The 21,241-nt window shown below is 73.7% G+C and carries 16 protein-coding genes and 1 pseudogene; 8 read left to right on the forward strand and 9 right to left on the reverse strand.

Annotated elements, in window-relative coordinates:
• Nucleotides 1-60 precede the first annotated feature (60 nt).
• Genes ACZ6ZP_RS39830 through ACZ6ZP_RS39840 form a run of 3 tightly spaced genes read left to right on the forward strand, consistent with a single transcriptional unit; the run spans nt 61 to nt 3,271 of the window.
• On the forward strand, nt 61-1,191 hold the full coding sequence (locus ACZ6ZP_RS39830; protein WP_351168814.1) for a glycosyltransferase family 4 protein: 1,131 nt from the start codon (nt 61-63) through the stop codon (nt 1,189-1,191).
• Complete coding sequence (locus ACZ6ZP_RS39835) at nt 1,188-2,432, forward strand: glycosyltransferase (RefSeq protein WP_469410341.1); 1,245 nt, start codon at nt 1,188-1,190, stop codon at nt 2,430-2,432. Before ACZ6ZP_RS39830 ends, ACZ6ZP_RS39835 begins: the two co-directional genes overlap by 4 nt.
• Nucleotides 2,429-3,271, forward strand: coding sequence for an SGNH/GDSL hydrolase family protein (locus ACZ6ZP_RS39840; protein ID WP_469410342.1), 843 nt, complete (start codon nt 2,429-2,431; stop codon nt 3,269-3,271). The genes ACZ6ZP_RS39835 and ACZ6ZP_RS39840 overlap by 4 nt, the downstream gene beginning before the upstream one ends.
• 42 nt (nt 3,272-3,313) lie before the next feature.
• Here ACZ6ZP_RS39840 and ACZ6ZP_RS39845 read toward each other — a convergent pair whose 3' ends face one another.
• From ACZ6ZP_RS39845 to ACZ6ZP_RS39865, 5 genes are read right to left on the reverse strand one after another with little or no spacing between them, the layout of a single operon-like run.
• On the reverse strand, nt 3,314-4,183 hold the full coding sequence (locus ACZ6ZP_RS39845; RefSeq protein ID WP_399982938.1) for a 5-oxoprolinase subunit C family protein: 870 nt from the start codon (nt 4,181-4,183) through the stop codon (nt 3,314-3,316).
• On the reverse strand, nt 4,180-4,815 hold the full coding sequence (locus tag ACZ6ZP_RS39850; RefSeq protein WP_469410343.1) for a 5-oxoprolinase subunit B family protein: 636 nt from the start codon (nt 4,813-4,815) through the stop codon (nt 4,180-4,182). Before ACZ6ZP_RS39850 ends, ACZ6ZP_RS39845 begins: the two co-directional genes overlap by 4 nt.
• On the reverse strand, nt 4,812-5,588 hold the full coding sequence (locus ACZ6ZP_RS39855; protein ID WP_351168822.1) for a LamB/YcsF family protein: 777 nt from the start codon (nt 5,586-5,588) through the stop codon (nt 4,812-4,814). Before ACZ6ZP_RS39855 ends, ACZ6ZP_RS39850 begins: the two co-directional genes overlap by 4 nt.
• Before the next feature lie 35 nt (nt 5,589-5,623).
• Entirely contained in the window at nt 5,624-6,415 is a 792-nt protein-coding gene (locus tag ACZ6ZP_RS39860) for a putative hydro-lyase (RefSeq protein WP_361463382.1), read from the reverse strand.
• On the reverse strand, nt 6,412-7,713 hold the full coding sequence (locus ACZ6ZP_RS39865) for an MFS transporter (RefSeq protein ID WP_469410344.1): 1,302 nt from the start codon (nt 7,711-7,713) through the stop codon (nt 6,412-6,414). The genes ACZ6ZP_RS39860 and ACZ6ZP_RS39865 overlap by 4 nt, the downstream gene beginning before the upstream one ends.
• A 206-nt stretch (nt 7,714-7,919) precedes the next feature.
• On the opposite strand from ACZ6ZP_RS39865, the gene ACZ6ZP_RS39870 reads away from it, so the two are divergent.
• From ACZ6ZP_RS39870 to ACZ6ZP_RS39890, 5 genes are all read left to right on the forward strand, one after another.
• Nucleotides 7,920-8,636, forward strand: a complete 717-nt coding sequence (locus tag ACZ6ZP_RS39870) for a GntR family transcriptional regulator (protein ID WP_399982946.1) — start codon at nt 7,920-7,922, stop codon at nt 8,634-8,636.
• Nucleotides 8,637-8,717: 81 nt separating this feature from the next.
• Entirely contained in the window at nt 8,718-10,244 is a 1,527-nt protein-coding gene (locus ACZ6ZP_RS39875; RefSeq protein ID WP_351168830.1) for a hypothetical protein, read from the forward strand.
• Nucleotides 10,241-10,375, forward strand: coding sequence for a hypothetical protein (locus ACZ6ZP_RS39880; RefSeq protein ID WP_469410345.1), 135 nt, complete (start codon nt 10,241-10,243; stop codon nt 10,373-10,375). Before ACZ6ZP_RS39875 ends, ACZ6ZP_RS39880 begins: the two co-directional genes overlap by 4 nt.
• The gene (locus tag ACZ6ZP_RS39885) at nt 10,372-11,265 is read left to right on the forward strand and encodes a hypothetical protein (RefSeq protein WP_351168833.1); all 894 of its coding nucleotides are present in this window, start codon (nt 10,372-10,374) and stop codon (nt 11,263-11,265) included. Before ACZ6ZP_RS39880 ends, ACZ6ZP_RS39885 begins: the two co-directional genes overlap by 4 nt.
• An 85-nt stretch (nt 11,266-11,350) precedes the next feature.
• A complete protein-coding gene (locus tag ACZ6ZP_RS39890) occupies nt 11,351-16,060 on the forward strand; it encodes a coiled-coil domain-containing protein (protein ID WP_469410346.1) in 4,710 nt (1,569 codons plus the stop codon).
• Between the two features lie 13 nt (nt 16,061-16,073).
• Here the strand turns inward: ACZ6ZP_RS39890 and ACZ6ZP_RS39895 are convergent, their stop codons facing one another.
• The 4 genes and pseudogenes from ACZ6ZP_RS39895 to ACZ6ZP_RS39910 form a co-directional block, all read right to left on the reverse strand.
• A complete protein-coding gene (locus ACZ6ZP_RS39895) occupies nt 16,074-17,201 on the reverse strand; it encodes an aromatic ring-hydroxylating oxygenase subunit alpha (protein WP_399982954.1) in 1,128 nt (375 codons plus the stop codon).
• 207 nt (nt 17,202-17,408) lie between these two features.
• A pseudogene (locus tag ACZ6ZP_RS39900) lies at nt 17,409-17,567 on the reverse strand (N-methyl-L-tryptophan oxidase); the annotation flags it as partial.
• A 41-nt stretch (nt 17,568-17,608) separates the two neighbouring features.
• Nucleotides 17,609-20,071 carry a GcvT family protein gene (locus tag ACZ6ZP_RS39905; protein WP_469410347.1) on the reverse strand — a complete coding sequence of 821 codons (2,463 nt, stop codon included), beginning with the start codon at nt 20,069-20,071 and terminating at the stop codon, nt 17,609-17,611.
• Nucleotides 20,068-21,153 carry an S-(hydroxymethyl)mycothiol dehydrogenase gene (locus tag ACZ6ZP_RS39910; RefSeq protein ID WP_351168841.1) on the reverse strand — a complete coding sequence of 362 codons (1,086 nt, stop codon included), beginning with the start codon at nt 21,151-21,153 and terminating at the stop codon, nt 20,068-20,070. The genes ACZ6ZP_RS39905 and ACZ6ZP_RS39910 overlap by 4 nt, the downstream gene beginning before the upstream one ends.
• Between the last annotated feature and the right edge of the window lie 88 nt (nt 21,154-21,241).

The raw sequence follows: 21,241 nt of genomic DNA on the forward strand, positions 1-21,241 counted from the left end.
TTCCTCGCCAGGAAAGATCCACGTTGACGTGACCACGCCCCGCGCGACGACAACACGGGTATGCGTGTCGTCATCGTCACCGAATCCTTCCCTCCCGACGTCAACGGCGTGGCGCACTGCGCCCTCCAGACCGCCCGGCAGCTCGCCGCCCGCGGTCACGACCCCCTGGTCATCGCCCCGGCCCCCGCGGCCGGTGCGGACGCCGCATCCGATGCCAGTGCGCCCTGCCCCGTCATCCGCGTCCCCTCCCTGCCCCTGCCCGGCTATCCGCAGGTCAGGGTGGCGCTGCCCAGCCGCCGTCTGTCGGCCGCGCTGAGCGCGCACCGGGCCGACCTCGTCCATCTGGCGAGCCCCTTCGTCCTCGGCGCGCGCGGCATGGCGGCCGCCGCGCGCCTGGGCATTCCCGCCGTCGCCGTCTACCAGACGGACCTGGGCGGCTACGCGCGTACGTACATGGGGATGGGGGAGTCCACCGCCTGGCGGCGCATCCGCGCCGTCCACGCCGCGGCCGACCGCACCCTCGCCCCGTCGTCGGCCGCCCTGCGTGATCTCGTGACGCACGGGGTGCCTCGGGTGCGGCTGTGGCCGAGGGGTGTGGACACCGCCCGGTTCGGGCCCGCCCTCCGGGACGAGGCCGTACGCCGTGAACTCGCGCCGAACGGTGAGCTGATCGTCGGCTACGTGGGGCGTCTTGCTCCCGAGAAGCAGGTCGAACTCCTGGCCGGGGTGTGCTCCCTGGAGGGCGTACGCCTCGTCGTCGTCGGCGACGGCCCCAGCGAGCACTCCGTGCGCGCGGCGCTGCCCGGCGCGGTCATGCCGGGGCGCCGCACCGGGGGCGAACTCGCGCGGATCTTCGCCTCGTTGGACCTCTTCGTGCACACCGGGCCCTACGAGACCTTCTGCCAGACCGTGCAGGAGGCCATGGCCAGCGGAGTGCCGGTGGTCGCGCCCGCCGCCGGCGGACCGCTGGACCTCGTCGTCCCGGGCCGCACCGGAATCCTCGTGCCGCCCCGGGACGCCCTCGCGGTGCGGGACGCGGTCTGGGCGCTCGCCGCCGATCCAGGGCTGCGCGCCGCGTACGGCAGGGCGGGGCGCGCGGCCGTCGAGGGGCGGACCTGGGAGGCGGTGGGCGAACAGCTCGTCGACCACTACGCCCAGGTGCTCGCCGCGCGGACGGCGGTGGCGGCATGAGGGCGGCCCTGTACAGGGAAGCGGCCTACCGCGCGGCGGCCGAGCGCTCCGGAGCGCGGTCCGGCGAGTCGCTGCGCATCGTGCGGCTCGCCAACTTCGTCGCCCCCACATCGGGCGGACTGCGCACCGCGCTGTGGGAGTTGGGACGCGGCTACCGCGCGGCCGGGCACGAGCCCGTGCTGATCGTGCCCGGTGAACGGGCCGGGGTCAGCGAAACGGACCAGGGGCGCGTCGTGACCCTGCCGGGCACGCCGCTGCCCGGCACCGGCGGCTACCGCGTCCTCGCGGACCGCCACCGGGTCGCCCGCATCCTCGAACGCCTGGCCCCCGACCGCATCGAGGTCTCCGACCGCACGACGCTGCGCTGGACCGGAGCCTGGGCCCGGCACCGCAGGATCCCGGCCGTGATGGTCTCCCACGAGACGACGGACGGCGTCCTCAGGTCCTGGGGCATGCCCCGGCAGACCGCCCTGCGAGCCGCCGACGCCCTCAACTCCCGTACCGCGCACGCGTACGCGCGGGTCGTGTGCACCACGGAGTGGGCCGCGCGCGAGTTCGTCCGCGTCGGGGCGCGCAATGTCGTCCGTGCTCCGCTCGGCGTCGACCTCGTGGGCAGTCATCCGGGGCTGCGTGATCCCCGCGTGCGCGGGCGCCACGCGCGCGAGGACGAGGTGCTGCTGGTGCTCTGCTCCCGGCTGTCCGTGGAGAAGCGGCCCGGCACGGCTCTGGACGCCCTGGAGGTGCTCCGTGGCCGGGGCGTGCCCGCGGTGCTCGTGGTGGCGGGGGACGGGCCGCTGCGCGCGCGCCTGGAACTGCGGGCGCGCGAGCGGCGGTTGCCGGTGACGTTCGTGGGGCACGTCGCGCACCGCACGACTCTGGGGGAGCTGCAGTCCGCGGCCGATGTCTGCCTGGCGCCGGGCCCCTGCGAGACGTTCGGGCTCGCGGCCCTGGAGGCGCTGGCGTGCGGTACGCCGGTGGTGGCAAGCGCGTCGTCGGCGCTGCCGGAGATCGTGGGCGCGGCGGGCACGGTGGCGACGGACGGCGGCGAGGCGTTCGCGACCGCCGTCCAGACTCTCCTCGCCCGCCCCGAGCGCATACGGAGGGAGGCGGCACGCGCGCGTGCGGAGTGCTTCGGGTGGGGGAGAGCGGTCGGTGCGTTCTTGGCGGCGCATGACGCGGTGCCCCCTCGCCGTGCCGGAGGGGCGCGCTCGGCGGCGCCCCACGAGGAGCGTGCCTCGTGAAACCGCTGCGGTTCGTGGCCATGGGGGACTCCCTCACCGAAGGCGTCGGGGACCCCGTGGAGGAGGGGTGGCGAGGCTGGGCCGCGCTGCTCGCCGCGTCCGGCGTGGACATCGAGTTCCACAACCTCGCCGTCAGCGGGTCCCAGACCGGCGACGTCCTGGACCGGCAGCTCCCCGCGGCGCTGGAGCTGCGGCCCGACCTGGCCTCCGTGATCGTCGGCGTCAACGACACCCTGCGCTGCACCTTCGACATCCGGGCCGTGGCCACGCGGCTGGACGAGATCTACGGAGCCGCCGCGCGGCAGGGCGCCCAGCTGCTCACCGCCTGCCTCCCCGACCCGGGAGCCATGCTCGGTTTGCCGGGCGCGCTGGCCCGCCCGCTGGCCCGGCGGCAACGCGCGGTCAACGCCGTCGTGCACGCCCTGTCCGAGCGGTACGGCGCCGTCCACCTGCACCTCGCGGAGGACGAGTGGGTCGCCGACCGCACCCTGTGGAGCGCGGACCGGCTGCACCCCGGCGAGCGGGGCCACCGTCTCGTCGCCGCCCGCTTCCACGCGCTGCTCGCGGCGCGGGGCCTGGTGACGGGCGGTCCGCCCTCGTGCGAGCCCCAACTGTCCTCGCCCACCCGGTCGGCGAGCCTGCTGTGGCTGGCCACCGCGGGCACCGGCTGGGTGGCGCGCCGGTGCACCGACCTGCTGCCCCAGCTGCTCACCCTCGCGGCCGACGAAGTACGCCACCAGGTGCGGGGCAGCAGTGCCCGGCTCGACCTGAGCGCCTCCCACGCGGTGACGGCGGCCCTCGCCGCGCTGACCGCGGCCGAGCAGCCGGACGCGGCGTAGGAGAGCGCGGGAACGGAGGAGGCCGCGGGAACGGAGAAGGATTCAGCGCCGTCCCGCCGGGACGAAACGCACCGGCGTGCCCGGCACCGCCTGCGCGGCCCCGGCCAGATCCGCCTCCCTGACCACCGCGATCACCGGATAGCCCCCGGTCGTCGGGTGGTCGGCGAGGAAGACCACGGGCAGACCGTCCGGCGGCACCTGGACGGCGCCGAGGACCATGCCCTCGCTGGGCAGCTCATCGGTGAACGCCCGCTCCAGGGAGGGCCCTTCGGTGCGCAGGCCGATGCGGTTGCTGGACGAGGACACCCGGTACGCGCGCGTGGTCAGCGTGCGCAGGGCCGAGGGGGTGAACCAGTCGGCGCGGGGTCCGGGCGTCACCCTCAGGACCAGTTCGTGCGGTGGCGCCGGGTGCGGGACGGTGTCCACGCGCGCGTGCGGCGCGGCGACGCTCCCCAGGGGGATGACCGTTCCGTCCGCGAGCGGCGGCGGGCCCAGCCCGGAGAGCAGGTCCGTGGAGCGGCTGGCGAGCACCGGGTCGACGGCGACTCCGCCGCCGAACGCGACGTAGCACCGTACTCCGGAGACGGCCGCTGCGACGTCGAGCAGTGCGCCGGCCGGGACTCGAACGGGGGCGCCCCATGCCGCCGGGCGGCCGTCGACCGTCACCGGGCAGGGCGCGCCCACCACCGCGACCGTCACCGCGCAACGCGGCCGCACGGAGCAGCCGTTGAGGGTGGTCTCCAGGACGGCGGCGTCGACAGGGTTGCCGACGAGTCGGTTGGCCAGGCGTGCCGCGGCCGGATCGAGGGCTCCGGAGCGCGGCACTCCGAGGTGCGCGTGCCCGGGGCGGCCCTGATCCTGCACGGTGGTCAGCGCACCGGCCCGTACGACGGCGAAGGCCCGGTCGGTCATCGTTCCTCCGGCGGGTCCGGGTGCGACATGGGCACGAAGCGCACCCGCACGCCAGGGGTGAGCAGCGCGGCGGGCACGCGCGCGTGGTCCCACAGCACGGCGTCCGTCGTGCCGATCAGCTGCCAGCCGCCGGGCGACGAGCGCGGATACATCCCCGTGTACGGCCCCGCCAGAGCGACGCTGCCGGCCGGGACGCTGGTGCGCGGCGTGGTCCGGCGAGGCACTTCGTAGTGCTCCGGCAGCCCGGTGAGGTAGCCGAAGCCGGGCGCGAACCCGCAGAAGGCGACCCGGAATTCGGCCGCCGAGTGGATGCGCGCCACCTCCGTCACCGGTACACCCCAGTGCGCCGCCACGTCGGCCAGGTCGGGCCCGTCGTAGCGGACCGGGATCTCCCGTACCTCCTCCGCGCGCGCCGACAGCGGCGGGATGTCCAGGGCGGCGAGCTCAGCGCCGACGCGGCCGGGGTCGTCGAGGCCGTCCAGGAGCACCGTGCGGGCCGCGGGCACGATCTCCCGTACGCGGACCAGGCCCGCGGCCCTGCGGCGCAGCAGCTCGGCGTGGAGCGCCTGCGCCTCGTCGCCGTCGGCGAGTTCGACGAGCAGCGCCAGGTCGCCGACCGGGAGCACCCTCACGCGAAGGCCTCCACCCGGACGCCCGCCGATTCGAGGCGTGCCCGGACCTGCCGGGCCAGGGCCACCGCTCCCGGGGTGTCGCCGTGCAGGCACAACGAGCGCGCGCGGACGTCGATCCGCCGGCCGTCCTGGGCGGTGACCGTCCCGAACCGGGCCATCCCCACGGAGCGTTCGACGACGGCGTCCGCCTCCGCGATGACGGCGCCGTCGCTGCCGCGCGGCACGAGCGTCCCCTCCGGGGTGTACGCGCGGTCCGCGAACGCCTCGGTGACCTGGGGAAGACCGGCCTTGTCGGCCACCTCAAGGAAGCGCGATCCGGGCAGCCCGAGTACGGGCAGCGTGTGGTCCGCGAGCAGGACCCCTTCGACGACGGCGCGCGCCTGGTCCTCGTCGTGCACGACGCGGTTGTAGAGCGCGCCATGCGGCTTCACGTACGACACGCGCGTGCCGGCCGCGCGCGCGAAGACCTCCAGGGCGCCTATCTGGTACGCCACTTCGGCCGCCAGCTCGTCGGCAGGCACGTCCATGGAGCGGCGCCCGAAGCCCGCCAGGTCGCGGTAGGAGACCTGGGCGCCGATCCGCACACCGCGCGCGGCGGCCTGCTCGCAAACGCGGCGCATGGTGGCCGCGTCCCCGGCGTGGAAACCGCAGGCCACATTGGCGCTGGTGACGACGGAGAGCAGCTCCTCGTCGTCGGTCAGGCGCCAGCGGCCGAAGCCCTCGCCGAGGTCGGCGTTGAGGTCGATCACGGCGTCGATCACGGCGTCGGTCATGCGGGTGACTCTCCTGGTTCCGTCCGGTGGCCCGCTCAGGCCACCCGGTACTGCTCGTCACGGGCGTCGGTGATGAACATCTGGCCCGGCGCGTGCGTGATGGCGAACGGCGGGCGCGAAGCCATCACCGCGGCCTGCGGTGTCACTCCGCATGCCCAGAACACCGGGATGTCACCGGGCTCCTCGGCCACCGGATCTCCGAAGTCGGGCCGGGCCAGGTCGTCGATGCCGAGCCCCGCCGGGTCGCCGCAGTGCACCGGGCTGCCGTGCACCGCGGGCAGCAGGGAGGTCTCCCTGATGGCCGTCGAGAGGTGCTCGGGCGGCACGTGGCGCATCGACACCACCATGGGGCCGTGCAGGCGGCCCGCCGGACGGCAGGGGCGCGCGGTCACGTACATGGAGACGTTGCGGCCCTGTTCGACATGGCGCATGGGTACGCCGGACTCGGTCAGCGCCCACTCGAAGGTGAAGCTGCAGCCGATGAGGAACGACACCAGGTCGTCCCGCCACCGCCCGACCACGTCCGTGGGCTCCTCGACCAGCTCGCCGTCCTCCCACACCCGGTAGCGCGGCAGGTCCGTCCGCAGATCGGCGCCGGGCGCCAGGGGCGTGGTCCAGGAGCCCGCGTCCGTGACGTCGAGCACCGGGCAGGGCTTCGGGTTGCGCTGGCAGAACAGGAGCATGTCGTACGCCCAGTCGGCGGGCACGGCGATCAGATTGGCCTGCGTGTGGCCGGCCGCCCAGCCCGCGGTCGGCCCGCTCGTGCCCGAACGGAAGAGCGCGCGGGCCTGCTCAGGGCTGTGCAGCGCGGCGGTCGTGGCGCTCACACCAGCTCCTTCCCGCGCGTCTCGGGCAGCCCGAACAGCGCGAGTACGGCGATGGCGTAGCCCATCGCGCCGAAGATCAGCGCACCGCCCACGCCCCAGCTGTCGGCCAGGAAGCCGACCATGGTGGGGAACACGGCGCCCACGGCGCGACCGGTGTTGTACGTGAAGCCCTGTCCCGTGCCGCGCACGGCGGCCGGATAGAGCTCGCTGAGGAACGAACCGAAGCCGCTGAAGATGGCCGACATACAGAAGCCCAGCGGGAAACCGAGCACAAGGAGAAGGCCGTTGGCCCCGTCCGGGATGTTCGTGTACGCCAGGATGCTGGCCGCGGAGAGGAACGCGAAGAGCGTGATGTTCCTCTTTCGGCCGAGCACGTCGGTGAGATAGCCGCCCGCCAGGTAGCCGATGAACGCGCCGGAGATCAGGAAGGCGAGGTACCCGCCGGTGCCGACGACGGTGAGGCCGCGCTCGGTCTTCAGGTAGGTGGGCACCCAGGTCGCGAGCGTGTAGTAGCCGCCCTGGACGCCGGTGGACAGCAAAACGGCGAAGAGCGTGATGCGCAGGAGGCCGGGCTTGAAGATCGCGGTGAACGACCCCTTGTTCGCGCTCTTCTTGCGCTCCTCGGCCGCCTCCGGGGCGTCGTGCACGTTGCGGCGTACGTAGACGACGAGGAGGGCGGGCAGCGCGCCGGTCCAGAACAGCACACGCCAGGCGATGTCCTCGTCCAGGAACTGGAACACCACGGTGTAGACGATCACCGCGAGCGCCCAGCCGACCGCCCAGGCGCTCTGGATCCCGCCGAGCGTACGGCCGCGGTTCTTGGCGGTGGCGTACTCGGCGACCAGGATCGCGCCGACCGCCCACTCGCCGCCGAAACCAAGGCCCTGGAGGGCGCGGAAGACCAGCAGGGTCTCGTAGTTGGGTGCGAAGCCGCAGGCGACGGTGAAGACGGCGTACGTGACGACCGTGATCATCAGGGCCTTGACCCGGCCGATCCGGTCCGCGACCACTCCGGCTATCGCGCCGCCTATCGCGGAGACCACCAGCGTGACGGTGGTGAGCAGGCCGGTCTGGCCGCTGTCCAGGCCGAAGTACGCGGCGATCGCGACCATGCTCAGCGGCAGCGTGAAGTAGTCGTAGGAGTCGAGGGCGTAGCCGCCGAAGGCGCCCCCGAAGGCGCGGCGGCCGCGCGGGCCGAGGGCGCGCAGCCAGCCGAACGCGCCGTCGTCGTTGGGAGGTTCGCCGTCCACGGGAGGTGTGGCGGTCGAAAGGGCCTGGGGCGGAGGGGGCGTGCTCATGGGCACCTCGCAAGAGGGGGGACGGAGGGTGCGGAGCGGGCGGGGGTGTGGAGCGGGCACTCGGCGTGCGGCGGGCAGGGCGTGGGGCACGGGCGGGGTGTCCGGCACGGTTGGGGACGGTGCCGTGCCCGACAAGGTAGAGGATCGTTGAACGATCCCTCAATACCCATGTTGTCTCGTTCTTGCATCTGCGATTGAATCCGGGCATGGCTGAGGCAATGGCTGGCGCGAGCGGACTGGCCGACGACCGTGCGCTCCTGGGGCGTACCAGCACCGCGGAGCGGGTCTCGGACATCCTCCGGAGCCGTATCGCGGAGGGGTACTTCCCGCCGGGGGTGCGGCTGTCGGAGGACAGCATCGGCGGCGCGCTCGGCGTCTCGCGCAACACGCTGCGCGAGGCCTTCCGTCTCCTGACGCACGAACGGCTGCTGGTCCACCAGCTCAACCGCGGGGTATTTGTCCGAGTTCTCACGATTGAGGATGTGGAGGACATCTACCGCACCCGACGCCTCGTGGAGTGCGCCGTCGTCCGCGGACTCGGAGAACCGCCCTTCGCGCTCGACGGCCTCGCGGGCGCCGTCGCGGACGGCACGAAGGCCGCGCGGGAGCGGAAGTGGAAGGGCGTCTCCACGGCCAACATCCACTTCCACCGCGAGCTGGTCGCCCTCGCCGGAAGCGCCCGCACCGACGAGGTGATGCGCAGCGTCTTCGCCGAACTGCGCCTGGCCTTCCACGTGGTGGACGACCCGCGCCGGCTGCACGAGCCCTACCTCGCACGCAACCGGCAGATCCTGCAGACCCTCCAGGAGGGCGACGCCGCGCAGGCCGAGCGACTGCTCGCGGACTATCTGGACGACTCGCGGCTCGGCCTCGTCGAGGCCTACGGCCAGCGCGTGGCACAGGGCGAGCCGACGGGCTCCTGAGCCCCCGGCGGGCCACGGCCGGACGCTGTCAGATCTGCGCCGTTTCGACCGTTGTCAGACCGAGGATCTAGTCTGTGCACCGTGACTTCGCCTGCCGTTCCGGACACCGCTCCGCCCCAGCTCAGCGCGGGGCCGAGGCCCGCCCTGGGCCCGGCCGCCGACGAGGGCCTGGCGCGGCGGCTCCGCGCGCTCGCCTGCACGGCCCCGCTGCACGACCTGGACGTGCGCAAGGCCAACCTCGCGGGTGAGTACTCGGTGTACGCGATGGCGGAAGTGGCCCTCTCCGCCATCGACCTCGTCACGCTGAACATGGACTTCGACACCGGCGCCGACCACGAGCAGATAGTGGCCAGGCTGCTCCCGCGCGTCGGGGCCCAGGCGCCCCGGCGCCCCGTGGCCGAGCACGAGCGCGTGGCCCGCTGGGTCCTGGAGAACCTGATCAACGTCGGCAGCGTCGACCGCGGCTTCCGCGCCGTGTACGGCACGTTCGCGCCCGACGGCACCTATGTGCGCAGGGACTACGACTTCAAGCTGATCGAAGAGGTGCCCGGTTACGGGGGGAGTGTCTATCTCCGTACGACGGACGAGGCGGTCAACGTCCTCGTGGGCGCCCTCGACACCGACGTCACCAGCGCCCAGATCGCCGCCGAGGTCAAGCTCGAGGTGCTCATCAGCCGCGGCCGCCTCGCCGACGCCCAGCTCGCCGCCGAACAGGCGCGGTACCGCACGGTGCAGTACTCGGAGACGCTGCGCAGGGCCCTGGACGCCACCCGGCGCAACGTCCGCGCGGTGGACTGGCTCCAGGCCGTCCCCGACATGATCGCGGAGGCGCTCGACCACGTCGCCGACCGCTATCGCCACGAGAACGCGATCCTGACGAACATCCGCAAGGCACGCGACGAGTCCGAGGACCCCGAGCAGAAGCGCCGTGCCGCCGAGCTGGTCGACATCGTCAAGGACTGCATCCGCCGCCACACCCAGCTCCAGTCCCGGCTCCTCGACGCGGGCCCGCTCTTCCGCGCCGAGCAGGACCGCCAGGCCTTCGCCGCCCCCACCTCGCAGACCGGGCTCGATCTGTACGGCCAGCTCGTCGCGCCGCTCCTGCCGCTCCCCGTCGAGCAGGCGAGCCGCGTGACGAACGCCTTCTTCGCGCGCGGCACGGGACTGCGCACGCCCGTCTCCGTCCGCGTCGGCGACCTGGTCGACATACTGCTCACGCCGCCGCAGGAGCGCGAGCACCTGGGCGTGGAGATGCCCGAGCCCGACCTCATCGCCACCCCCGACGACAGCCGCTTCAGCGAGCAGCAGCTCGCCAGCGCCATGGAGCTGCTCGACCTGCCGGCCGACGCGCCCCGGCGCCTGTCCGGGCTCCTCGCCGACGCCCGCGTCCGCGACACCGAACTGCCGTACCTGGTCGCGCTCCTCGCCGTCCACGCGGCCAGCCCGCCGGTGGGCACCGCCTACCGCCAGGGCGAGGAGAAGCTCCTGTTCGCCGTGGACGACGGCACGGAACTCGACGACCAGGAATTCGGCGGCGCCGACCTCATCGTGGGCACGGCACTGCTCGACGCCGCCGGCATGGCGGCAGGCAGGACGGAGGGCGCGTGAGCACAGTGAGCACTCCTGACCCGCTGGCGGGCACTCCCGCCCCACCGGCGAGCCCCCCCGCCCCGCTGGTGAGCACTGCCGACCCCCTCAAGACTCTTCAGCACGACCGCCGCAAGGAGCACAAGCCGTGACCGAGCACCCCGCAGAGCACACGGCGTGGGGCGAGCCGGAGACATCGGCGGCGCCCGCCGCGCCCGCCGCCGTCACCCCGGCCGACGCCGCCGACGCCGCGCGCCTGGTCGCCTTCGGACTCCAGCCCAAGCTCCAGCCCGCACGCGACCAGGAGTACGGCGAACTGCTGCGCAGGTACCGCGAGGACCCGCCGTTCGCGCGCCTGGCCGACGCCGTCGCCGCCGGGCTCGGACTCGTCGTCCTGGAGGTCTCCCCGCGCGCGGGGATGGCCGTGACGGCCGCCGAGGACTCCGTGTTCGCCGTCCGCATGGGCGACTACGCGCGCAGGACCGCCGCCGACTCCACCGACCGCTTCCTGCACGGCCTCGCCCATCTCGCCGTCGCCGCCCTGGCGTTCCCGCGCCCCGAGGACCTCGCCGACGACGGCTACATCGGGCGGGTCACGGTCAACGGCGTCGACGCCTTCGTGCGCCAGGCCTGCCACCGCCTGGAGGAGCGCGCCGAGGAGCAGGGCGAGAACACCGACCCGGAGACCGACACCCCCGGCCTGGAGGCCGCCTGGCGGATCTGGGCACGGCGCAGCTCGACGGGCGCCACCAAGGACGCCCGCCGCCTCGCCGGTTCGACCACCGGCATCATCGGCAAGGCCGTCGCCTTCCTCACCGACTCCGGCTTCCTGCAGCGCACGGGCGACGACTCCGGGGGCACGTACCGCACCACCGCCCGCTATCAGCTGCAAGTGCGCGACATGGCGGGCGGCGCCGCCATGGCCGAGCTCCTGGAGCTCGGCATCGTGCCCGTCACGGACGGGTCAGCGACCCTGCTGCCCCCCGACGAGACCGACGACCTGGAGCTGGCCGCCGACGCGGGCCTGCCCTTCCACTCCTGACAGCTCCACTCCTGACGTCCCGCGCCCCACCCCGCATCGAAAAAATCCTGCTGTTCCGCACGACTTACGACGAGAGTCCGCCGCCATGTACGAGCTGTCCCGGGTCCGCCTCTACTCCATCGGCCCCGCCGGTGCGCGCTACGCCGACACCGTGCTTGACCTGCGCGGCGTCGGCGCGGAGGTGCCCGACCCCGCGCCCGCCCAGGCGGAGTTCTTCCAGGAGGAGCCGACCGGGCCGCCGCGCCGCCCGGCGCCCGCGGGCGTGCTCTTCCTGGAGAACGGCGGCGGCAAGTCCGTCCTGCTGAAGCTGATCTTCTCGGTGATGCTGCCGGGCCACCGCAACACGCTGGGCGGCGCCAGTTCCGGAGTCCTCCGCAAATTCCTGCTCGCCGACGACTGCGGGCACGTCGCCCTGGAGTGGCAGCACACGCTGACCGGCGAGTGCGTCGTCGTCGGCAAGGTCAGCGAATGGCGCGGACGCCAGGTCTCGAACGACCCCCGGAAGTTCGCCGAGGCCTGGTACTCCTTCCGCCCCGGGCCCGGCATGAGCCTGGACTCGCTGCCGGTCGCCGAGTCCACCGCGGTGCGCCCCTCCGTGGAGGGCGTCTCCGGCGCGCAAGGGCGCCGGCGCACCATGAAGGGCTTCCGCGACGCGCTGACCGAGGCGGGCAAGGCCTACCCCCACCTCGAAGTGCACTGGGAGGAGATCCACGACCGCTGGATCGAGCACCTGGGCGACCTCGGCCTCGACCCGGAACTCTTCCGCTACCAGCGGGAGATGAACGCCGACGAGGGCGAGGCCGCGGGACTCTTCGCGGTCAAGAAGGACTCCGACTTCACCGACCTGCTGCTGCGCGCCGTCACGGACACCCGCGACACGGACGGCCTGGCCGACCTCGTGCACGGCTTCGGCAACAAGCTCGGCCGCCGCTCCGAACTCATCGCCGAGCGGGAGTTCACCGCGGGCTCCGTCGACCTGCTCGGCAGGATCGTCGACGCCGCCGACACGCGGGCACGCGCGCGTGACGTGCACGCCGGAGCCGAGCGGCGCACCCGTACGCTGGCCCGCCGGCTCTCCGCGCGCGGTGTCGCCGAGCGGGGCCGCGCCGGGGAGCTGGCCGACCGGGTCACCGCCGCCGCGCACACCGTCACCACGGCGGAGGAAGCACGCGGCAGGTCCGCGCTGATCTCCGCCGAACTCGCCTTCCGGCACGCCTCGTTGGCGCTCACCGTCGCCGAGAAGGCAGCCGCCGGTCTGCGCCGCGAGCTCGCCGACGCGCGCACGCTGCACTCGGCGTGGCAGGCCGCCGAAGCCGTCCTGCGGCACCGCGCGGCCGCCGACCGCTCCGCGCGCGTGGCCTCCGCGATCCTGGAGGCCGAGCGGGACGCGGCGCCCGCCCTCGCCGCACGCTCCAAGGCGGCCGCCGATCTCGTCCGCGTCCTGCACACCGCGGCCGAGGGCGCCGAGTCCCTCGCGAACGAGGAGGAGGAGCGCTCGGCCGCCCTCCAGGAGACCGGCGAGGCGGCCCACCGCGACGCCACCGTCGCCGCGACGGAGGCCCAGCGCGCCCGCAGCGAGGCAGGACACCTGCGCCAGCGCCTCACCGAGGTCGAGCAGGAGACCGCGGAGGCGGTCCGTGCGGGCTGGCTGGACGACACCGCCCCGGACGCCGACCCGGCGCGCGCCGCGCTGGCCGCCAGCGACGCCGAGAAGACGACGGTCGCTGCCTGGGACACCGCCCGCGAGACCTCCCTGCGCGCCGCCGAGCACGCCAAGGAGGCCGCCGCCGCCGAGGCCCGCGCCGAACTCACCGCCGCCCGCGCGTCGGACGCGGCGGACGCCGCCGAGCACGCGTACGACGCCGAACGCCGCGCCGCGGAGTCGATCGCCGAGGACGAGCGCCTCGCCGAGCTGCTCGGCCTTCCGGGGGCGAGCTCCCTGGGCGGAGTGCCGCAGCCGCGCCAGGGAGCGGCAGGGACGGGCGACACCAGCGACGGCGCCGCCTCCGACGGCGCCGCCACGAGCGCGGCCGCCCGCGTCGCCACCGTCACCCGCTCCCTCACCGAAGGCCCCCTCTCCCTGGCGGAGTTGGACCGCAGCGCCGACGACCTCCGCACACTCCTGGAGGACGGGGTCGCCTCCGCCGAGCGGCAGCTGTTCGAGCTGCGGACCGCCGCCGCCGACGACTCCCGGATCCTGGGCGCCCTCGGTGACGGCGGCCTGCTTCCGCCGGGTCCGGACGTCCTGGCCACCGTCGAGTTCCTCGGCGAGCACGGCATCCCCGCCCTGCCCGGCTGGCGCTACCTCGCGCAGGCCGTCGACCCCGCCGACCACGCGCGCGTGCTCGCCGCCAGGCCCGAGCTGGTCGACGGCGTCGTCATCACCGACCCCGCCACGCACGCACGGGCCCGCGAAGCCCTCGCCGGCGCCGCGCTGCTGCCCCGCTCCGCCGTCGCCGTCGGCACCGCCGCCGCCCTCCTGGCCCCCACGCCGGGCGAGGACGCGGGCGGCGCCGCCGAAAGCAGCGTCTTCCTCGTCCCGCCGAACCCCGCCATGCACGACGAACACGCCGCCGACGAGGAGCGCACCGCGCTGCGCGCGCGGGCGGCCCAGCGAGACGAGGAGATCAGGGCGCTCGCCGTCCGCCTCACCAAGGACCGCGAGCTCGCCGCACGGCTCGCCTCCTGGCGCGGCGGCTGCCCGGCCGGACGCATCGAGGAGCTCGCCACCGCCGCTCGCAACGCCCGCGCCTTCGCGGAAGAGGCCGAGGCCGAGCTCGCCGAGGCCCGCACGGTCCGTGCCGAGGCCGACGAGGCGGCGGCCGAAGCGGCACGCGCGCGTGACGAGCGGCAGGAGGCCGCCCAGCGTGCGCGGCGCTCCGCCGACGCCCTCGCGGGGCTCGCCTTCCGCCTGCGCGAGCGAGCGGGCTGGCAGACCAAGCTGCGCGAACTCGCCGACGACGCCGTCGAGTCCGAGGCCCGCGCCCAGACCTGCCTGGACCGCGCCCGCGCCGCCGACGAGGACCGCCGCTCCGCCCAGCGCGCGGCCGACGACGCCCGCCGCACCGCCCGTGCCCTGCGCGCCGAACGCGCCGAGATCGCGGGCGCCCCCGAAGACCTGCCCGAGGACACCGGCGCCCCCAAGACCTCGCTGCCCGCCCTGCGCGAGGCCTACCGCGCCGCCTCCCAGCTCTACGAGAAGGTCGGCGTCGGCGCCGACCTGCGCGCCGAACAGGCCCGCGCCGAGAGCGACGAGAGCAGCGCCCTCGCCGAGCTCGACCGGCTCAGCAACAAGGTCCGCACCCGCGCCGCCCTGCTCCTGGAGGGCACGGACGGCTCCGACGGACCGTCCCGGCAGGCCGCGTCCGCCCGCGCGGAGGCCCAGGTCCAGCTCATCGAGACCCGCGCGTCCGCCGCGAGCGAGCAGCTCGGCCGGCTGCGCGGCGAGGCCGAGCGGCTCGCCCCGCAGGACGGCGACGCGCACACCGAGCTCCCCGAGGACCTCGTCCCCGCCGACGCCGAGCAGGCACAGGCCCTGCTGCGCACCGCGACCACCGAACTGGCCACCCGCACCGACGCGTTGAGCCAGGCCAAGGACGCCCACGCCACCCTCCTGCACGCCCACCGCGCGGCCGAGGACGCCACCGGAGGCTTCGACGAGACAGCGGCCCTCCTGCGCGATCTGCTGCGCGAGCAGCACCACGAGGAGGAGGCGGCCGAGGAGCCCGAGCCCTACCCCGGCACCCTCGAAGAGGCCCGCCAGTCCGCTGCCGAGGCCCGGCGCTCCCTGCGCGGCTGCGCCGCCGACCTCTCCGCCGCCGAGGCCGCCGTCCGCGAGGCCAGCGACATCCTCGTACGGCACGCGAACTCCACCCGCTACGAGCAGGTACGCACCCCCGCCCGCCAGCAGATCCGCGAACTGCCCGCCTCCGCGCTGCCCGAGCACGCCAAGAAGTGGGCCGACGCCTTCGCGCCGCGCCTGCGCGTGCTCACCGACGAGCTGGAGCAGCTGGAGCGCAACCGCGACAGCATCGTGGACCGGCTGCGCGGGCTCGTGGAGTCCTCGCTCGCCACGCTCCGCTCGGCCCAGCGCCTCTCGCAGCTGCCCGAGGGCCTCGGCGAGTGGTCGGGCCAGGAGTTCCTGCGCGTCCGCTTCGACGAGCCCGACCAGGCGACGCTCACCGAGCGCCTCGGCGAGGTCATCGACGAGGCGACGCGGGCCGCGGTCAAGAAGAACTCCGACATGCGGCGGGACGGCATGTCCCTGCTGCTGCGCGGAGTCCAGGCCGCCCTGGAGCCGCGCGGCATCGCCGTCGAGATCCTCAAGCCGGACGCCGTGCTGCGCGCCGAGCGGGTGCCGGTCGGCCAGATGGGAGACGTCTTCTCCGGCGGCCAGCTGCTCACCGCCGCCATCGCCCTGTACTGCACGATGGCCGCCCTGCGCAGCAACGACCGGGGCCGCGACAAGCACCGGCACGCCGGCACGCTCTTCCTCGACAACCCCATCGGCCGCGCCAACGCCACGTATCTCCTGGAGCTCCAGCGGGCCGTGTCGGACGCGCTCGGCGTGCAGCTGCTGTACACCACCGGCCTGTTCGACACGACCGCGCTTGCGGAGTTCCCGCTGGTCATCCGGTTGCGCAACGACGCGGACCTGCGGGCGGGGCTGAAGTACATCAGCGTGGAGGAGCACCTGCGGCCGGGTCTGCCGCAGCAGAACCCCGCCGAGGAGACGGTGCACGGGGAGATCACGGCGACGCGCATGTACAAGCGCCCCGCCGCCTCCACCTCGTAGGCCGCGGGCGGTTCTAGGCCAGCCGACCGGCCAGCCACTCATGGAAGAGACCGATGTGATGCTCGGTCGGCACGAGCACCCCGCCCCCGCGGTAGGCGCGTGAGGCCATCGCGGGCTGGGTGCGCTCGCAGGCCTCGAAGTCCTGCTCGTTGACCCGGTGGAAGAGCTCCACCGACTTGGCGAGGTCGACCCCGGAGGCGACGACCTCGGGTGCGTACAGCCAGTCGCACTCCACGACTGTGCGGTCCTCGGCCAGCGGGAACATCCGGTGCAGGATCACGTGGTCGGGAACGAGGTTGATGAAGACGGTCGGCTTGATCGTGATCGCGTAGTAGCGGCGGTCCTGGTCCTCTGCGACCTCGGGCAGCCGGTCGAAGCCCGCGCTGCCGTCGACGGTGAAGCCGCTGACCTCCTCGCCGAACGAGGCGCCGTGCCCGACGTAGTACTGGGCGGCGAATCCGTCGGCGAACTCCGGCAGGACCTCGGTCAGTTCGGGGTGGATGGTCGCGCAGTGATAGCACTCCATGAAGTTCTCGACGATCAGCTTCCAGTTGGCGCGCACGTCGTACGTGACACGCTTGCCGAGCGCGAGTCCTTCGGTGCCGTAGTGCTCGATGGAGGCGGCGTCGCCAAGACGCTCCACGGCCGCGCCGACGACGGTCTCCTCGAAGGAGGGAGGTTCGTCGGCCAGACACACCCAGGCGTAGCCGAGCCACTCCCGCAGCGCGACCTTGACCAGGCCGTACGCGGTGCGGTCGACGTCGGGCATCTTCACCAGGTTCGGCGCGGCGATCAGCTTGCCGTCCAGGTCGTACGTCCATGCGTGGTACGGGCATTGGAGCGCGCGGCGCACCTCGCCCGACTCCTGGGTGCACAGACGGGCGCCGCGATGGCGGCAGATGTTGAGGAACGCGCGCAGCTCCCCGGAGCGGGAGCGGGTGACCAGCACGCTCTCGCGGCCGATCTGCACGGTGCGGAAGGCGCCGGGTTTGTCGAGGTCGGCGGCGCGCACAGCGCAGAACCAGAGCGACTCGAAGACACGCTCCTGTTCCTGTCGGAAGATCTCGGGATCGGTGTAGAAGCGGCCCGGCAGCGTGCTCATCAGGCTGGCGGCGGACGGGGCCTCAGGGGTCGTCGTCACGGTGGCTTACTCCTCAAGCGGACGCGGCGGCAAGGCGACGGGGGTCGAAGAGCTCGATGGGGTGCTCGGTGGCGCCCCGCGGCGCCGGATCGGCGACGATCTCGCCGACGACCGGCACGGACGTGAAGCCGTGCCCGGAGAACCCGGCCGCGCGGTGACCGACTCCGGGCGGGCCGGGTGCCGGGTGATGCGTGAACCGCCGTGGCTCCGGGTGATGCGTGAACCGCCGTGGCCGGAACCGCGGTTGTGGACGGGCCCGCGTTTCTCCAGGCCGAGGACGCGGGCGCCGCGCGCGGACAGGCGGTGGGCGGCGGCGCCGCCCATGCCGCCGAGCCCGATCAGGATCACGTCGTAGGTGGGGGACACAGTGCTTCCTCCAGAACAGCCGATGGGCCTGTGGCCAGCCGCTAGCGGCGGATGCGGGTCATCTTCGGGTCGAACAGCGGCTCTTCGGCGACCGTCGCGGAGACCTTCTCGCCGAAGTACTCGATGTGCACGCCCGCGCCCGTCTCCAGCGGCGGCAGCCACGCGTAGGCGACACAACGGCCCAGCGTGTACCCGTACGAGGCGCTGGTGACGTACCCGGCCGGGACCCCGTCGACGTACACCGGCTCCTTGCCCAGGACCACGGCGGCCGGATCGTCGAGCAGCAGCGCGGTGAGCCTGCGAGCGGGGGAGCCGAGCCGTTCGAGTGCGGCACGGCCCACGAAGTCGCCCCGGTCCATGCGGACGGCGAAGCCGACGCCCGCCTCGTAGGGGTTGTGTTCGGTGGTCATGTCGTGGCCCCAGGCGCGGTACCCCTTCTCCAGGCGCAGGCTGTTGAAGGCGGACCGCCCGGCCGCGATCACGCCGTGCCGCTGCCCCGCCTCCCAGAGCGTGTCCCAGAGCCGAAGGCCCGTGTCGGCGCTCGTGTAGAGCTCCCAGCCCAGCTCACCGACGTACGACAGGCGCATCGCCGTCACCGGGACCTGCCCGATGTAGGTCTCCTTGGCCTTGAAGAAGCCGAACGCCTCGTGCGAGAAGTCGTCGCGGGTGAGCGGCTGGACGAGGTCGCGGGCGAGCGGGCCCCAGACGCCGACGCAGCAGGTCCCCGAGGTGATGTCCCGCAGGTGCACGTCGTCGGGTGCGTGGCGCAGGAGCCAGTCCAGGTCCGCCGGGCTGTTGGCGCCGACCTGGAAGCGGTCCGGGGCGAGCCGGGCCACCGTGAGGTCGGAGCGGATGCCGCCCGCCTCGTCCAGGAGGAGGGTGTAGGTCACCGCACCGGGCTTCTTGGCCAGGTTGTTGGAGGTCATGCGCTGCAGGAAGGCGAGCGCGCCGGCCCCTGACACCTCAAGGCGGCGCAGGGGCGTCATGTCGTAGAGGGCGACCTTCTCGCGGGTGGCTTTCGCCTCCGCGGCCGCGATCGGCGACCAGTGGCGGGCCGACCAGGCGTCGCGTTCGGGGACCTCGACGCCAGCGAGGAGCGGGGCGTTGGCCTCGTACCAGTGCGGACGCTCCCAGCCGCCTCCCTCCAGGAAGACGGCGCCCAGCTCCTGCTGCCGGGCGTAGAAGGGGCTGACCCGCAGCGGCCGGGGCTGTTCCATGGGCTGCAAGGGGTGCAGGACGTCGTAGACCTCGACGAACTGCTGGGCGCCGCGCTCGGCAATGTAGGCGGGGGAGCGCTGGGCGTCCTCGAAGCGGGTGAGGTCGCAGTCGTGCACGTCGATGGAGGGCCGTCCGTCGACCATCCACTCGGCGAGGGCCTTGGCCACGCCCGCGGAGTGCGTCACCCACACGGCCTCGGCCAGCCAGAAGCCGCGCAGCGCACGGGACTCGCCGAGGACCGGCATCCCGTCCGGGGTGAAGGAGAAGACGCCGTTGAAGCCCTCCGCGACCTCGGCGGCGCGCAAGGAGGGCAGCAGCCAGCCGCAGTCCTCCCAACTCGGCGCGAAATCCTCCTCGGTGAAGGGGTACGAGGAGGGCATCTCGGGTGCGTCGTCGTACGCGGGCACCGTGAACGCGTCCACGGGCAGCGGACGGTGGGCGTACGAACCGATGCCGATGCGGTCGGTGTGCTCACGGAAGTACAGATCACGGTCCTGGAAGCGGAGGATCGGCTTCGAGGCCTCCGTGCGCGGGTCGTTGACGCCCGCGAGCTCGGGCAGCGGCGCGGTCTTCGCGTACTGGTGGGCGAGCGGCAGGAGGGGGATGTCGACGCCGGCCATGCGCCCGATCACCGGACCCCAGAAGCCCGCCGCCGACACGACGTGGTCGGCGGGGAAGGAGCCCCGGTCGGTGACGACGGCGGTGACGCGGCCGTCCTCCTGTTCGATGCCGGTGACGGTGTGCCGGTCCAGGAAGCGCGCGCCACGCGCGCGTGCCCGCTCGATCTGTGCGCGGCAGGCGAGCACGGCGCGGGCGAGCCCGTCGTCGGGGGTGTGCAGGCCGCCCAGGACCCTGCTCGCGTCGATGAGCGGCCACATCTCCTTGCACCGGGCGGGGCCGACCAGTTCGGCGCGGATGCCCCAGGACGCGGCGTATCCGGCCTTGCGGTGCAGGTCGGCCCAGCGTTCGGGGGTGGTGGCGAGTTCGAGGCCGCCGACCGGGTTGAAACAGGACAGGCCGTCCACCTCCAGGGCCCCGAACTTCTCGACGGTGTACGTCGCGAAGGCGGTCAGGGTCTTGGACGGTCCTGTCTGGAAGACCAGGCCGGGGGCGTGCGAGGTGGAGCCGCCGGGGGAGGGCAGCGGGCCCTGTTCGAGGACCGTGACGTCGGTCCAGCCGCGGGCGGTGAGCTCGTCGGCCAGGGAGCAGCCGACGATGCCCGCGCCGATGACGACGACGCGGGGCGCGGGAGCGTCGGGCTGCGGCGTGGGGGCTCGGCTGCTCACAGGACCACCACCGAACGCAGGACCTCACCGCGGTGCATCCTGCCGAACGCCTCCTCGACCTGGTCGAGCGCGATGGTCTCGGAGACGAACCCGCCGAGGTCGAGCCTGCGGCTGAGGTACTGGTCGACGAGGATCGGGAAGTCCCGGGTCGGCAGACAGTCGCCGTACCAGGAGGACTTGAGGGCGCCGCCGCGCGAGAACAGGTCGATCAGGGGCAGCTCGATCTTCATCTCTGGGTCGGGCACCCCGACCTGGACGAGGACCCCCGCGTGGTCGCGCATGTAGAAGGCCTGTTTGTACGTCGAAGGGGTGCCGACCGCGTCGATCGCGACGTCGACCCCGAAACCGCCGGTGAGTTCGCGGACGGCCTCGACCGGGTCCGTGCCGCGGGAGTTGACGGTGTGCGTGGCGCCGAACCGGGTCGCCCCGTCGAGTTTGGCCTCGTCGATGTCGACGGCGATGACGCGGCGCGCGCCCGCCAGCGCGGCACCGGCGATCGCGGCGTTGCCGACGCCGCCGCAGCCGATGACGGCCACGGTGTCGCCGCGGCCCACCTCACCGGTGTTCACGGCCGCCCCGTAACCGGCCATCACGCCGCAGCCGATGAGCCCGGCGGCCTCGGGGCGGGCCGCCGGGTCGACCTTCACCGCCTGTCCGGCGGCGACCAGGGTCTTCTCGGCGAAGGCGCCGATGCCCAGGGCAGGGCTCAGGGGGGTGCCGTCCAGGAGGGTCATGGACTGGGCGGCGTTGCGTGAGTCGAAGCAGTACCAGGGACGGCCGCGCAGGCAGGAGCGGCAGGCTCCGCAAGGGGCGCGCCAGGCGAGCACCACGTAGTCGCCGGGGGCGAGATCGGTGACGTCGGTGCCGATGGCCTCGATGGTGCCGGCGGCCTCATGGCCGAGCAGGAACGGGAAGTCGTCGTTGATCGCGCCTTCCCGGTAGTGCAGATCCGTGTGGCAGACCCCGCAGGCCTGCACGGAGACGAGTACCTCTCCCGGTCCGGGATCTGGCACGACGATCGTCTGCACCTCGACGGGTGCGCCCTTTTTCATGGCGACGACGGCACGGACCTCGTGTGGCACGGCCAGACTCCTTCTGTTGCGCACTGCACGACGGGTTGCGCTATGAGAGACATAGTGGGAACGCCATCAAGAGGCCGTCAAGGGGTGA

It is taken from the genome of Streptomyces sp. NPDC054047 (assembly GCF_055585065.1).

Bases quoted from the DNA above. Each gene is read 5' to 3' on its own strand.
- ACZ6ZP_RS39830 (WP_351168814.1), top strand. From the start codon at position 61: ATGCGTGTCGTCATCGTCACCGAATCCTTCCCTCCCGACGTCAACGGC.
- ACZ6ZP_RS39835 (WP_469410341.1), top strand. From the start codon at position 1,188: ATGAGGGCGGCCCTGTACAGGGAAGCGGCCTACCGCGCGGCGGCCGAG.
- ACZ6ZP_RS39845 (WP_399982938.1), bottom strand. From the start codon at position 4,183: ATGACCGACCGGGCCTTCGCCGTCGTACGGGCCGGTGCGCTGACCACC.
- ACZ6ZP_RS39855 (WP_351168822.1), bottom strand. From the start codon at position 5,588: ATGACCGACGCCGTGATCGACGCCGTGATCGACCTCAACGCCGACCTC.
- ACZ6ZP_RS39865 (WP_469410344.1), bottom strand. From the start codon at position 7,713: ATGAGCACGCCCCCTCCGCCCCAGGCCCTTTCGACCGCCACACCTCCC.
- ACZ6ZP_RS39870 (WP_399982946.1), top strand. From the start codon at position 7,920: ATGGCTGAGGCAATGGCTGGCGCGAGCGGACTGGCCGACGACCGTGCG.
- ACZ6ZP_RS39890 (WP_469410346.1), top strand. From the start codon at position 11,351: ATGTACGAGCTGTCCCGGGTCCGCCTCTACTCCATCGGCCCCGCCGGT.